The 13,473-nt window shown below is 74.2% G+C and carries 11 protein-coding genes and 1 tRNA gene; 8 read left to right on the top strand and 4 right to left on the bottom strand.

The features are described 5' to 3' along the window. Positions 1 to 36: 36 nt before the first annotated feature. The 3 genes from ACFQ11_RS04080 to ACFQ11_RS04070 all read left to right on the top strand — a co-directional run bounded on the left by ACFQ11_RS04080 (position 37) and on the right by ACFQ11_RS04070 (position 6,036). Positions 37 to 2,478, top strand: a complete 2,442-nt coding sequence (locus ACFQ11_RS04080; protein ID WP_378296417.1) for a substrate-binding and VWA domain-containing protein — start codon at positions 37 to 39, stop codon at positions 2,476 to 2,478. A 262-nt stretch (positions 2,479 to 2,740) separates the two neighbouring features. Continuing rightward, complete coding sequence (locus ACFQ11_RS04075; protein WP_378296416.1) at positions 2,741 to 4,321, top strand: RNA polymerase sigma factor; 1,581 nt, start codon at positions 2,741 to 2,743, stop codon at positions 4,319 to 4,321. Between the two features lie 224 nt (positions 4,322 to 4,545). Continuing rightward, entirely contained in the window at positions 4,546 to 6,036 is a 1,491-nt protein-coding gene (locus tag ACFQ11_RS04070) for an RNA polymerase sigma factor (protein WP_378296415.1), read from the top strand. Positions 6,037 to 6,063: 27 nt separating this feature from the next. Here the strand turns inward: ACFQ11_RS04070 and ACFQ11_RS04065 are convergent, their stop codons facing one another. Further along, entirely contained in the window at positions 6,064 to 7,164 is a 1,101-nt protein-coding gene (locus ACFQ11_RS04065) for a phosphotransferase family protein (RefSeq protein ID WP_378296414.1), read from the bottom strand. A gap of 430 nt (positions 7,165 to 7,594) precedes the next feature. Here ACFQ11_RS04065 and ACFQ11_RS04060 point away from each other — a divergent pair, with 430 nt between their 5' ends. After that, positions 7,595 to 8,233, top strand: coding sequence for a hypothetical protein (locus tag ACFQ11_RS04060; protein WP_378296413.1), 639 nt, complete (start codon positions 7,595 to 7,597; stop codon positions 8,231 to 8,233). On the opposite strand, the gene pdxR is transcribed toward ACFQ11_RS04060, so the two are convergent. Beyond that, a complete protein-coding gene (gene pdxR / locus ACFQ11_RS04055) occupies positions 8,230 to 9,573 on the bottom strand; it encodes a MocR-like pyridoxine biosynthesis transcription factor PdxR (RefSeq protein ID WP_378296412.1) in 1,344 nt (447 codons plus the stop codon). The genes ACFQ11_RS04060 and pdxR overlap by 4 nt on opposite strands. A 69-nt stretch (positions 9,574 to 9,642) precedes the next feature. Between pdxR and ACFQ11_RS04050 the strand changes: the two genes are divergently transcribed. The 4 genes from ACFQ11_RS04050 to ACFQ11_RS04035 all read left to right on the top strand — a co-directional run bounded on the left by ACFQ11_RS04050 (position 9,643) and on the right by ACFQ11_RS04035 (position 11,753). Beyond that, the gene (locus ACFQ11_RS04050) at positions 9,643 to 10,290 is read left to right on the top strand and encodes a pyridoxamine 5'-phosphate oxidase family protein (protein ID WP_378296411.1); all 648 of its coding nucleotides are present in this window, start codon (positions 9,643 to 9,645) and stop codon (positions 10,288 to 10,290) included. Positions 10,291 to 10,335: 45 nt separating this feature from the next. Next, positions 10,336 to 10,929 carry an oligoribonuclease gene (orn, locus tag ACFQ11_RS04045; protein ID WP_378296410.1) on the top strand — a complete coding sequence of 198 codons (594 nt, stop codon included), beginning with the start codon at positions 10,336 to 10,338 and terminating at the stop codon, positions 10,927 to 10,929. A 53-nt stretch (positions 10,930 to 10,982) separates the two neighbouring features. Continuing rightward, positions 10,983 to 11,058, top strand: a tRNA-His gene (locus ACFQ11_RS04040). A gap of 107 nt (positions 11,059 to 11,165) precedes the next feature. Beyond that, entirely contained in the window at positions 11,166 to 11,753 is a 588-nt protein-coding gene (locus ACFQ11_RS04035) for a hypothetical protein (RefSeq protein WP_378296409.1), read from the top strand. Positions 11,754 to 11,763: 10 nt separating this feature from the next. Here the strand turns inward: ACFQ11_RS04035 and ACFQ11_RS04030 are convergent, their stop codons facing one another. Both ACFQ11_RS04030 and ACFQ11_RS04025 read right to left on the bottom strand, forming a co-directional pair. Further along, a complete protein-coding gene (locus tag ACFQ11_RS04030) occupies positions 11,764 to 12,570 on the bottom strand; it encodes an ABC transporter permease (protein WP_378296408.1) in 807 nt (268 codons plus the stop codon). Beyond that, positions 12,567 to 13,442, bottom strand: a complete 876-nt coding sequence (locus tag ACFQ11_RS04025; protein WP_378296407.1) for an ATP-binding cassette domain-containing protein — start codon at positions 13,440 to 13,442, stop codon at positions 12,567 to 12,569. Before ACFQ11_RS04025 ends, ACFQ11_RS04030 begins: the two co-directional genes overlap by 4 nt. Between the last annotated feature and the right edge of the window lie 31 nt (positions 13,443 to 13,473).

Genomic DNA, 13,473 nt, shown 5'->3' with positions numbered 1-13,473 from the left:
AACATCGGCGGGTTTTTGGGTGAATCGAGGGCAGCCATGAGCGGACGTCATCGCAGTGACTTCCCTGAGGGGGGCGAAGACGGCTGGGACCCGTCCAAGCCCGTCTTCGGTCCGGCGAACGACGGATCGTCCGACTGGTTCGGCACCCGGAACCCGCAGACGCCCCCGCCCGGGCAGGGCGGTGACCGGGGGCGGCCGGGTGAGACCGGCGAGTGGGCCGGCTCGGAGCGGTCGCCGCAGCAGCCCTCGTACGGCGGGCCGTCCGCTTCCGGTGGCTACGGCACCGGGGGTTACGGAACCGCGCGACCCGAAGCGTCCGGTTCGTCCGGCGGATACGGGCAGGGCGGGTACGAACCGGGCGGATACGAACCGGGCGGGTACGGGCAGGGCGGGTACGGCGACGCCGAACGTCCCGGCGCGTCCGGTTCCGGCGCCTACGGGCAGCCGGGGCACCAAGGCGGTGCCGGTTCGGGCGGTTATGCGGCTCCCGGCGGGGCCGCGGCTTCCGGCGGCCACGGCGCGCCGCAGGGGCGGCCCCCGGAGAGCTCGCCGCTCGCCGGTACCGGATACAGCGAGTACGAGTCGATCCGCAGCTCCGACGAGACCCCGTCCGGGTTCTTCGGCGGACGGGCCGGCGGCGGCTCCGGCGAGTACGGCGGGGGCTCGGGCGAGTACGGCGGCGGCTCCGGCGGCTCCGGCGGTTCGGGCGAGTACGGCGGTTCGGGCGGCTACGAGTACGGCCGCAAGCGCAAGAAGAAGCGGAGCCGGAAGGGCGCCCTGCTGGGGCCGCTGGCCGGGGCGGTCGGCCTGGTGGTGCTGCTGGGCGGCGGCGTGTACGCGTTCGCGCAGAGCGGCGGCGGCTGCTCGGGCGACGACGCGATGACGCTGTCGGTCGCGGCGGCGCCCGACATCCAGCCGGTGATCGCGAAGGCCGCGGGCCGGTTCAACGACGCCGGGCACGAGGTGTCCGGGAAGTGCGTCCAGGCGCGCGTGAGGTCGGCCGAGCCGTCGACCGTCGCGACGCTGCTGTCCGGGCAGGGCGTGGCGTCCGACGACGAGGACCGGCCGGACGTGTGGATCCCGGACTCGTCGCTGTGGATCTCGCGTGCGGCCCGCGACGACGGCAAGACGCAGCTCGCGTCCTCCCGGTCGGTCGCGAAGAGCCCGATCGTCATCGGGATGCCCTCGACCCTGGCGGAGCAGCTTAAGCAGAACGGCGTCACCTCGACGCCGTCGTGGGACAACCTGCTCAAGGCGGCGGGCGGCGTCGCGGGCGGCGCCGTCACCAAGAACCAGATGATCCCGGCGGGGTCGGTGCGGCTCTACGTCCCGGACCCGATGAAGAACGCGGCGGGCATGGGCGCGCTGATGATCACGAGCACCCTGCTGGCGAACGACCCCAACCGCGACTCGATCTTCACCGGGATCGTCCGGACGGTGCGGGAGAGCCAGGTCCCGACGGTGGAAGCCCAGTTCGAGCAGTTCGGCAAGGGGCAGGGCGGCGGCAAGCAGCCGATCTCGCTGTCGTCGGAGCAGGCGCTGTGGGCCTTCAACCAGAAGAAGCCGGAGGTTCCGGCGGTGGCGCTGTACCCGATCGAGGGCACGCTGCCGATGGACTACCCGTACACCGTCGCCACCCAGGACGCCGGCGAGCGGGAGGCCGCGAAGCTGCTGGAGGAGGCGCTCGGCGACGCCGAGACGCAGGAGGACCTGCAGGCGGCCGGGTTCCGCACCTCCGACGGCAAGGCCCCGGCGGGGTTCGGCGAGCAGAGCGGCGTCAGCCCGGCCCGGCCCCGGCAGTTGCCCGCGCCGAAGAGCGAAGAGGTCAACGCCGTCATGCAGGCGTGGGCGAAGCTGACGCTCGGCCTGCGGATGCTGACGCTGATCGACGTGTCCGGCTCGATGGCGGAGATGGTCGACGAGAACACCAACCGGCTGCAGGCCATCGGCGCGGTCTCGCAGGCCGGTCTCGGGATGATGTCGGACGACACCGAGCTCGGCCAGTGGCTGTTCTCCACGAACATGAAGAACGGCGCGCCGTACGAGGTGACGGTGCCGATCGGCCCGCTCGGTGAGCGGATCGGGTCCAACACGCGGCGGAACCGGGTGCTGTCGGTGCTGAGCAAGATGCGCCCGAACCCGACCGGCGACACGGCCCTGTACCGGACGATGCTGGACGCCTACAAGAAGATGAACGACACGTTCAAGCCGGAGTTCGGCAACTCGATCCTGCTGCTCACCGACGGGAAGAACGACGACCCGGAGGGCCCGACGCTCCAGGAGACCCTCAAGCGGCTGCGGGACATGCGGGACCCGAACAAGCCGATCCAGGTCAACATGATCGGGTTCGGCCCCGGCGTCGACCGCAACGAGCTGGAGAAGATCGCGGAGGCGACGGGCGGCGGCGTGGCGGTCGCGCAGACCCCGGCGGACATCCAGAAGATCTTCCTGCAGATGCTCTCCCGCCGCATGCGGTAACACTTCCGACACGTCAAGTAGTTTCCACTTTTTCCGCATAGATCTGTCAACCGGGTGCCGCGGTCGCCCGTCGAACATACGGAGGCCCGACGGGGAGCGGGGCCGTCGGGCCTCCGACCTTCCTTCCTCCTCTCTCCGGCCCGCGCCGACGCCCTCGAGTCCGGCGGCCGGGAGAGTCGAACGCTTCCCCCCCTGCCTCACCGGCCCGCCCGTCCCTGACGACGTGGACGGCGGCCGCGCTCTCAGCCCGCGGGAGGACCTCGTGTCCGGTTGGCCCACCTTCGATCGCGCCGACGACGAACGGTCGGCCCTCGCCCTGGCGGGCGGCGACCCCGCCGCGCTCCTCCAGGTCATGGACCGCTACGCCGCCCGCCTCTACGACTACTGCCACGCGCTGCTGCGCGACCGCGACGACGCCGCCGCGGCGCTGCACGACTCGCTCGTCGGCGCGCACGCGCAGATCTCGCGGCTGCGGGAGCCGCACCTGTTCCGGGCGTGGCTGTACGCGCTCGTCCGGGCGGAGTGCCTGCGGCGGCTGGGCGCCCCCGGCCGTCCGGCGGAGCGGCACGAGGCGCCCGAGGTCGAGGACGGCTTCCTCGACGAGGACGAGCTGGCGCGGCGCCTCGAGGCCCGCCGGCTCGTGCGCGGCGCCCTGTCGGTGCTGCGCGGCCGCGAGCGCGAGTCGCTGGACCTGATGCTGCGGCACGGCCTGGACGACACGGAGATCGGCGGCGTCCTCGACCTGGACGCGCCGGAGGCCGCGGAGCTGACCGGAGCCGCCCGCGCCCGGCTGGACGACGCGATCGCCGCGGCGATCCTGCTGCGCACCGCGCCGGACGTCTGCCCGCACCTCGCCGGCGTCGCCGGCGGCGGGTGGCCGCTCCCGGCGCCGGCCGTCCGGGACCTCGTCCGGCACGTCGGGGCGTGCCCGCTGTGCGCCCCGCACGTCGACCGGTCCCCGTCCGCGGGCCGGCTGCTGGCGCTGCTTCCGGTCGCGATGATGCCGCACGACCTGCGCGGCCGCGTCATGGCCACGGCCACCGACCCGGCCATGGCCGCCGAGTACGCCGCCGCCGCCGACCGCGCCGGGCCGTTCGACGAGTGGGGCTGGCCCGCGTCCGGCGACCGCGCGCCCGGGTTCGCCGCCGCGGCGTCCGGCGGCGGGGCCGGCGAGGGCGCCGGGCGGGACCGACGGGACGGCCCGCGCGGGCTCGTGCCCGCGCTCGCCGCCGGGGGCGCCGTGGTCCTGGTCGTCCTCGTGGCGTTCGTGATGATGCCGGACTCGTCGAACGAGAACCCGCTGGGCGCCCGCCCGGGCCCGAGCGGCACCGCCGCCGTCGCGCCCGCCGACCCGGCGCGGTCGCCGGGGGACTCGCCGTCCCCGTCGGGGTCGGCGTCCCCGAGCGGCACCCCGACCGCGTCCGCCACGCCGTCGGCGACGTCCGCGTCGCCCGCCCGGTCCGCGACGCCGCGCCGGACGGCGACGCGCACGTCCCGTCCGTCCCGCCCGTCCGCCCCGGACGGCGGCGAGCAGGCCGCGGGGTCGCTGCGGGTGGAGGGCGGTCCCTGCAGGCTGCACGGCGACGGTGACGGGTGCTCGATTCCCGTGCGCGCGGTCGGCGGCCCCGTGAGCTGGTCGGCCGGCGCGTCGCCGCCGCTCTCGGCCGCGGGCGGCGGTACGTTGCGGAGCGGTGAGGGCGGCGCCGCGGCGGTGTCGCTGCACTGTTCCGAGCCCGGGTCGGGGACGGGGGCGGTAACGTTCTCCCCCGGCGGCGCGTCGGTCCAGGTGTCCTGGACGTGCCCCGGCGGGAACGACGGGCAGGGGGACGGGCCGGACGACTGACGACCGGCCGGTCATGAGACCCACATCACTTTCGCGCGCGTAGTACCTGATCAAGTAGCCGAAACGGCCACGGGGAGTACGTCCCCCATCACAAAGATTCGGTCATCCGGGAGAAATCCGCGAAATTTGGTGGCAAGATCGGGCAACCAGAGCGGCCCGACGCACGTCGGCGCTCACCGGGGGCGCTCGATCAGACACACCGGAATCGACCGAGGAGGACATCCGTGGCCGGTGAGCCGAGGCCCGGGCAGAACGACGCCGTCCGGCTGGCGGAGTCGCTGCGGGCCGGGGACGTCATCGCGCTGACCGAGGTCTACGACGCCTATGCGCCGTTCCTCTTCGACTACTGCCACGGGCTGCTGCGCGACCGCGTCGAGGCGGCCGGGGCGCTGCGGAACTGCGTGATCGCCGCGCGCGAGCACGCCGGCCGGCTGACGGAGCCGGAGCGGCTGCGCGGCTGGCTGTACGCGATCGCCCGCAAGGAGTGCATGCGGCGCCGCGACAGCCCGAACCGGCACACCGGGCAGGAGGCGCCGGAGGCCGACGACGGGCTGACCCCCGAGCAGGTGGCGCGCCGCGACGAACGCCGCAAGCTCGCGCACAGCGCCCTCGCCGCGCTGAGCGGGCGGCAGCGGGAGACGATCGACCTGCACGTCCGGCACGAGCTGGACGAGGTCGACCTGTGCGGCGTCCTGGGCGTGCCGCTCGAGGACGTCTATCCCCTCGTCGAGCAGACGCGCCGGGACCTGGACGCCGGGGTCCGGGCGGCGCTCGTCGCGCAGAACCACCTCCGGGACTGCCCGGCCGCCGCCGCGCTCGCCGACGCGTGGCCGCTGCCTCCGCAGACCGCGGCCGACCTCGTCCGGCACGTCGCGGAGTGCCCCGTGTGCGGGGCGCGGGAACTCCAGGTGCCGCCGCCGGACCGGCTGCTGGCCGTGCTGCCGATCGCCGCGATCCCGGCCGACCTGCGGCTGGACGTGCTGACCGCCGCGACCGCCGACGACCGGGCCGGGAACCGGCGGGCGATCGCCGCGTGGACCGAGCCGTTCGACGAGTACGGCTGGCCGCTCCCCTACGAGCCGACGGTCACGCGCGCCAAGGAGAAGCCGCAGCGCAAGCGCGGGCCGGTCTACGCGCTGGTCGGCGCGGGCGTCACGGGCATCGTCGTGCTGGCCGGGGCGCTGACCGCGTTCGGCGGCGAGGGCGACGGCGCGTCGTCGCTGCCGCGGGTCTCGGCCCGCCCCAGCATCAGCGACGCGTCCGGCGGGCCGATCCCGACCGAGTCGAAGCCGGTCGACCCGTCGCCGACGAGCTCGTCGCCCTCCCCGACCGAGTCGGCGTCGCCGTCGGAGTCGCCGTCCGAGACCCCGTCCGAGACGCCGTCGCAGACGCCGACGACCGAGCGGCCGGCCGAGGACCCGCCGCCCTCCACGCCGGACCGCCCGGACCGTCCCACCCGGGGCAGCCTCGCCGTGAGCGGCTGCGAGATGGACTGGCCGGACGACGAGTGCGGCATCACGATCCGCGCGGTCGGCGGCCCGGTCGACTGGCGCGTCACCGGCGTGTCGGACGGGCTCAGCGCGGGCGGGTCGGGCCACCTCGCGGCGGGCCGGTCCACGACGGTGCCGGTGCGCAAGGAGGCCGCGTGCTGGGGAGAGAGGACCGGTTCGGTCTCCTTCTCCCCGGGCGGAGCCGCGTCGGTCACCTACTGCTGACCCCCGCCTCCGCGCACGGCCCGGCCGTCAGAACGTGCCGGTGTCGAGGACGCGGTGCGCGCGGGCCAGCAGCACCGGCACCGCGTCCCCGATCCGGTCGAAGCCCTCGCCGACGGTCGCCTTCTGCAGGTAGCGGGCGTGGATGCCCTCGAGGATCACCGCGAGCTTGAAGCACGCGAACGCAACGTAGTAGTCGAGGTCGGCGACGTCGAACCCGGTCAGCTCCGCGTACCGGGCGGCGAACTCGGCGCGGGTGAGGAACCCGGGCGCCGCGGTGATCGTCGCGCCGACGGGCAGCAGCTCGTCCGCGGCGTCGGCGGCCTCCGCCCAGTACACGAGCGTCAGGCCGAGGTCCGACAGCGGGTCGCCGAGCGTGGACATCTCCCAGTCGACGACCGCGGCGATCTCCGGTTCGGGTTCCAGCCGGGCCAGCGCGTTGTCCAGCCGGAAGTCGCCGTGGACGAGCCGGGCCGGGGCGTCCGCGGGCAGCCGCTCGCCGAGCCGCGCGACGAGCCGGTCGTACTCGGGCAGGTCGCGGACGGCCCCGGTGGCGCGGACCGCCTCCTGCGAGCCGTCCCACTGCTTGCCCCACCGCTTGAGCTGCCGCGCCATGTAGCCGTTCGGGCGGCCGAAGTCGCCGAGGCCCGCGGCGCCGACGTCCACGGTGTGGATCGCGGCGAGCGCCCGGACGAGCGCCTCGCTGAGCCCGCGCGCCTGCCCGGGGCTCATCCCGGCGGCGTCCTCGCGGGTGCGCAGGACCCGGCCCTCGACGAAGTCCATGAGGTAGAAGCGGGCGCCGATGACGTCCTCGTCGTCGCAGAACGCCAGCGTCGTCGGCACGGGCACGGACGTCCCGGCGCCGAGCGCGCTCAGCACCCGGTACTCGCGGGCCATGTCGTGCGCGGTGGGCTGGACGTGCCCGAGCGGCGGGCGGCGCAGCACGATGCGGCGGGCGCCGTCCGGTCCGCCGTCCAGCGTGATGCCGTAGGTGAGGTTGGAGCGGCCGCCGGCGATGAGGTCGATCGCGGTGATCCGGCCGCCGCCGGGCAGCGCGCCGGCCAGCCAGTCCGCGAGGCGGGGGACGTCGATGCCGGGGACCCCGGCCGGAAGGTCTGCGTCAACGGTCATGACGCCCTATTAGAACGCCACTCGGTTCGGAAGGTAAACCCCCGAGGGGTGTCGGCGCGATCGGATGTCCTTGCGCACCGTGATTATTCGGCCACATCCGGCCGTCGCGTCACACTGATTTACCGAGCGTCAAGTGGAAGTGTTGACGTGCGCCGGATTCACCCCGCATGGACCGGTTCATGAGAATTTCGCCCGGCCGATCGGCACCGCGCCGGGCGTTCCGGGACGGCGGGGCCCGCGCGAGCGACGATGACCGGGACGAAGTGGGCGTCCCGGGCGACGTCGCGGCCGCCGACACCGGCCCATGGCGGCAAGCTGGACATATCGGTCTCGCTGGGCTAAGAGAATAGGACTAGACCATTCGGGGCCGACCCCGGCCCGATTGGGGGGACGCACCGTGGCAGACGCATGGCTGCCGGGAGCCGCACGCATGCCCGTACGAGACGACGGCGGAGGAATGCAGGGAGGTGCGCCTCGGGTCGTCTGGTTCACCGGGGACCATGATCCCCGCTCCGTCTCCGCCCGTTCCGTCGCCGCCGACCTGGTCAAGCAGGGCCGCCCGACGCACCTGGTCTGGCATCCCGGCACCGGCGAGACCGTCCAGCTCCTGCCCGCCACCCGCGCCGCCCGGCTGCTCGCCGCCCCCGTGTGCCGCGAGGGCCGCACCTGCCTGCAGATCATGGTCGTCGGGCAGGCCCGCGTGCCGTTCACCGGGTCGCTGCTCACCGGCATCGACGCCATCATGCGCTGGCTGGACGCCTGGCACATCGCCCGCCGCTGGCCCGCCGGCCCGCCGCTGCCCTCCCCGCAGTCGTACCACTCGCAGCGCAGCCGCCGCGACTGGGCGCGCGGCGGGCACTTCGGCGCGTCCCAGGCCCCGCTCGCGGAGCGCCCCGACCCGGGCGGCATCGACATCCGCCGCATCACCGGACCCGACACGCCCGTCGCGCCCATTCCCCGGCCGCGCGCGCCGATCCCCGAGCCGTCCCTGCTGACCCGCACGGCGCCGCTGCCCGGCCCGGCGCGCCCGCCGGCCGGTGAGCCCGTCCCGGTCGGCGCCCCGTCCTAACCGGCGAGCTCGCGGATCACCGCGCAGCCCGCCCGCAGCTCCGCCGGGCCCGCCGCCGTCCCGTAGCCGATCACCAGCCCGGACGCGGCCGCCGGCCCGGCGGAATGCTGTTCGAGCGTGTCCACCAGCACGCCCCGCGCCGCCGCGCGCGCCGCGACGTCCGCCGGGTCCCCCGGGACGTCCACCACCAGGTGCAGGCCCGCGGTGTCGCCGTGCAGCCGCAGCCCGGCCAGCGCCGCCACCACCGCCGCCCGCCGCCGCGCGTACTCGCGGCTCATCCGGCGGACGTGCCGGTCGACGTCCCCGCGCTCCAGCAGCAGCCGCAGCGCCTCCTGCGGCACCACCGGCGTCCGGTCGTTCAGCTCCGCCCGCCGCCGCGCCACCGCCTCCACCAGGTCGGGACGCCCGACGAGCCACCCCACGCCCATGTCGACCGTGAGGATCTTCGACGTCGTCCCCAGGTACACCACGACCTCCGGGTCGAGCCCGTACAGCGCCGGCAGCGGCGCGACGTCGTACCGGAACTCGCCGTCGTAGTCGTCCTCGGCGATCAGCGCGCCCGTCCGCCGCGCCCACGCCAGCAGCGCCCGCCGCCGCGGCACCGGCAGCACCCCGCCCATCGGGAACTGGTGCGACGGCGTCGTGTACACCAACCGCAGATCGTCCGGCAGCGCCTCGACGACCAGCCCGTGCTCGTCCACCGGGCACGGCACCGGTTCCGCGCCCCGCCCCGCCAGCACCGCCCGCGCCCGCCGGTACCCGGGATCCTCCACGCCCACCCGGTCGCCCGGCCGCAGCACCGTCGCCGCCAGCAGGTCCAGCCCGTTCGTCGCGCCCCGCGTGACCAGGACGTCCGGGCAGTGCACCCCGCGGTTCCGGCGCACGTGCTCGGCGAGCTCCGCCCGCAGCCCCGGCAGCCCCCGCGGGTCCTGCCGCCACCGCGGCGGCACCCCGGACGCCAGCCGCCACGCCCGCCGCCACGCCGGCGTGTCCAGCGCGCCCACCCACGGCAGGCCCGGCCGCAGGTCGATCACCCCGTCCCCCGGCTCCGGCTCCGCGGCCCGCACCCGTCCCGCGCCCGGCTCCGGATCGGCCGTCACCCCCTCCGCGACGAACGTGCCCGACCCGTGCCGGCCCACCAGCCAGCCCTCCGCGTACAACTGCTCGTACGCCTCCGTCACCACCGTCCGGCTCACCCCGAGCCGCGCCGCCAGCGCCCGCGTCGCCGGCAGCCGATCCCCCGCCGCCAGGCGTCCGTCCCGCATGGCGCCGCGCAACTGTCCCGCGAGCTGCGCGTGCAGGGACTCGTCCGCGTCCCGGTCGACGACGATGGGCAGCAAAGTGGTCTCTCCTTATCGACCGCGAGTGGCCCTCCCGACCAGGCCACCGTCGGCCTAGCGTAAACCGGCATGAACCCGCTCTCCGCGACGCCCCGCACGCGGCTCGGCCGCCTGCCGGAACGCTCGTCCGCCGACCGCGCCGTGCTCCACGAGATCCTCGACGCCGCGCTGATCTGCCACCTCGGCGTCGTCATCGACGGCTCCCCCCGCGTCATCCCCACCGGCTTCGGCCGCCTGGACGACACCCTCTACCTGCACGGCTCATCCGGCGCCGCGAGCCTCCGCCACGGCCCGTCCCGCGACGTCTGCGTCACCGTCACCCACCTCGACGGCATCGTCGTCGCCCGCTCCCTGTTCCACCACTCCCTCAACTACCGCAGCGCCATCGTCTACGGCACCCCCGCCGTCCTCACCGGCGACGACAAGCTCACCGGCCTGCGCGCCATCACCGAGCACCTCACCCCCGGCCAGTGGGACCACGCCCGCCGGCCGAACCGCAAGGAACTCGCGGCCACGACCGTCCTCGCCCTCCCCCTCGCCGAGGCGTCCGTCAAGATCCGGCAGGGCCCCCCGGGCGACGACCCCGAGGACCTCGCCCTCGACGCGTGGGCCGGCGTGGTGCCCGTCCGCCAGACCTTCCTCCCCCCGGTCCCCGACCCGACGCTGCGCCCCGGCATCGAGCCCCCGCCGCACATCACGTCCCGTCCGACGTCCTGATACTCGGTGCCCCGCGTGGTCGTCCATGGTCGTAAAGTGAAGGCCATGAACGAGCGGCTCGTATGGGTGGACTGTGAGATGACGGGGCTCGACCTGCGCAAGGACGCCCTGATCGAGATAGCCGCGCTGGTGACCGACAGCGACCTGAACATCCTCGACGAGGGCGTCGACATCGTGATCAAGCCCCCGCCGGAGGCCGTCACGCAGATGACCAAGATCGTCCGCGACATGCACACGACGTCCGGGCTGCTCGACGTCCTGCCCGGCGGCGTCACGCTCGCCGAGGCGGAGAAGACCGTCCTCGACTACGTCCGCGGACACGTCAAGGACGCCAACAAGGCCCCCCTGTGCGGCAACTCGATCGCCACCGACCGGTCGTTCCTCGCCCGGGACATGCCCGCCCTCGACGCCCACCTGCACTACCGCATGGTCGACGTCTCCTCCATCAAGGAACTGGCCCGGCGCTGGTACCCCCGCGCCTACTTCGCCAGCCCGGAGAAGAAGGGCGGCCACCGCGCCCTCGCCGACATCACCGAGAGCATCCAGGAACTGCGCTACTACCGCGCCGCCGTCTTCGTCCCCCAGCCGGGCCCCGACTCCGACACCGCCCGGGCCCTCGCCGCCGAGATCTCCGGCTGACCCACTCCCGCGGACCCGCTACACTACTGGGAGCCGGACGAGTTCCGGCCACGGTGGGTGTAGCTCAGCTGGCAGAGCACTTGGTTGTGGTCCAAGATGTCGGGGGTTCAAGTCCCCTCACTCACCCCAGGCGTAAGGGCCCCGGTCGTCGCAGGCGACCGGGGCCCTTTCCGTTTCCCCGGACGGCCGGTGCAGCGCGGCTGTTCGGGGGACGGGATCCGGGCTAGGTTGTGCGCGTGATCAAGGAAGCCTTCGGCCGGCCGGCGCTGGTGGTCTGCGGGACGCTCGCGCTCGGAGCGTTCGGGGCCTGGGTGGACGAGGGGCTCGGGCGGGACGCCCTCGGCATGTTCATCATCGTCCTCGGAGCGATCTTCTGCGGCCCCGGCACGTTCTTCTACGCCTCCGGCGCCTCCCCGCTGGGGTGCGTCACCCTGCTCGCCGGGGCGTTCGCCGCGCTCGCGTTCGGCGTGGGGCTGTCGTTGGAGATCAACACCCGCCTTCTGCGCGAGCACGGCGTCGACGCCGAGTGCAGGTTCCAGCGGCGGCTCCCCCCGCCCAGCGAGAACAGCCGGCGGTGGCGGCTGGAGTGTCCGGACGGGCGGACGGCCGATCTCACGACCGACCGCCTCACGCGGAACGCGGACGGTCTCGTCCCGGTCCGGTACGACCCCCGCGGCCGTACCGACGCCGTCGAGGCGGCGGACTGGGAGAGCCGGAGCGAGAACCCCTGGCCCAGGCGGATGCTGTTCGGCGGCGGAGCCGTCGTCGTCTGCCTGCCCTTCGCCGCGGCCTGGACGCGGCCCCTCGAGGACGACGACCTCTGAGCGCGGCGACTCAGGTGCGGGCGACCTTGCGGGGGAAGACGACGGCGATCAGCCAGACCGCGAGAGCCATCAGGCCCGTGCACCACAGGACGCCGATCCAGGCGTCGGAGCCCGGGGAGTGGCCGTTCATCAGCGCCCGCGAGGCGTCGATGATCGGCGTCATCGGCTGGTGTTCCGCGATGGGGCGCAGCCAGGACGGCATGGACTCCACGCGCGCGAACCCGCTCGACACGTAGGGCAGGAAGAGCAGGATGAAGCCGTAGCCGTTCGCGGCCTCGGCCGAACCCGCGACCATCCCGAGCAGCGCGAACACGCACGTGATCATGAGGATCCACAGCGCGATCAGGCCGACGGCGGCGAGGAACCGCGGGACGTCCGCGTCGGTGCGGAAGCCGACGGCGAAGCCCACGAGGATCACCACCGAGGTCGCCAGCAGGTTGCGGACCATCGACGACGCCGTGTGGCCGAGCAGCACGGTCACGGACGGGAACGGCATGGTGCGCAGCCGGTTCATGAACCCGGTGGTCATGTCGTTGCTGACCACGACGGACGTGTAGGAGGCGCCGAAGCCCGCGGCGGTCAGGGCGATCGCCGGCATGACGAACGACAGGTACGCCGCGCGCCCGCCGCCCCCGCCGACGTCCATCGCGCCGCCGAGGACGTACGTGAAGATCAGCATCAGCATGACCGGGAGCAGGACCGCCATCAGCAGCGACTCGCCGTCGCGGAAGGAGTGCCGGAGGCTGCGGACGGTGAAGACGTGCAGGCCGGTGAGGAACCCGGCGCCGCGGGCCGGGGTCACGGGGGTGGCGGTCATGCTGCCTTCTTTCCGGTGAGCTGGAGGAACACCTCGTCGAGCGTGGGGCGGCGGACGGTGACCTGGACGTCGGGGCGTGCGGCGGCGAGGGCCGCGAGGCGCCGGGAGACGTCGGCGGCCGAGCCCCGGGTGGGGATCTCCTCGATGACGCGGCCGTGGCCGTCGTGCACCTGGATGGTCGAGCCGCCCACGTTCTCCTTGAGCTGGGACGGGGTGCCGTCCGCGACGATGCGTCCGCCGTTCAGGACCAGGACCCGCTCGGCGAGGACGTCGGCCTCCTCGAGGTACTGGGTGGTGAGGAAGATCGACGTGCCGCCGGCGGCGAGGGCGGTGATCTCCTCCCACAGCGCCCGCCGGCTGCGGGTGTCCAGGCCGGTGGTGGGCTCGTCGAGGAAGATCAGTTCGGGGTGGGCGATGAGGCTCACCGCGATGTCGAGCTTGCGGCGCATCCCGCCCGAGTAGGTGCCGACGCGCCTGCCCGCCGCCTTCGCCAGGTCGAAGCGGTCGAGCAGGTCGGCGGCGCGGGCGGCGGCGGCGCGGCGGGACAGGCCGAAGAGCCGCCCCATCATGAGCAGGTTCTCGATCCCGCTGAGCTGCCCGTCCACCGCGGCGTACTGCCCGGTGAGGGAGATGAGGCCCTGGAGTTCCCTCTTGTCCCTGCGGACGTCCAGGCCCAGCACGCGGGCGGCGCCGGAGTCGGGGGACGTCAGCGTGGACAGGATGTTGACCAGCGTGGTCTTGCCCGCGCCGTTCGGGCCGAGGAGCGCGTGGACGCCCGGCGGGAGCCGCAGGTCGAGGCCGTTGAGGACCTCCTGCTTCCCGAACCCCTTGGTGAGCCCGTCGAGCTCGATGAGATGTTCTGTGTATCGCATACACTGAGTATGCCATACACCGTTTATCTCA

This window comes from Actinomadura sediminis, assembly GCF_042675525.1.
GTDB classification, from domain to species: Bacteria; Actinomycetota; Actinomycetes; order Streptosporangiales; family Streptosporangiaceae; genus Spirillospora; species Spirillospora sediminis.
Note: the sequence above shows the minus strand (reverse complement) of the source record. Positions and strands in the feature narration are given on the sequence as shown.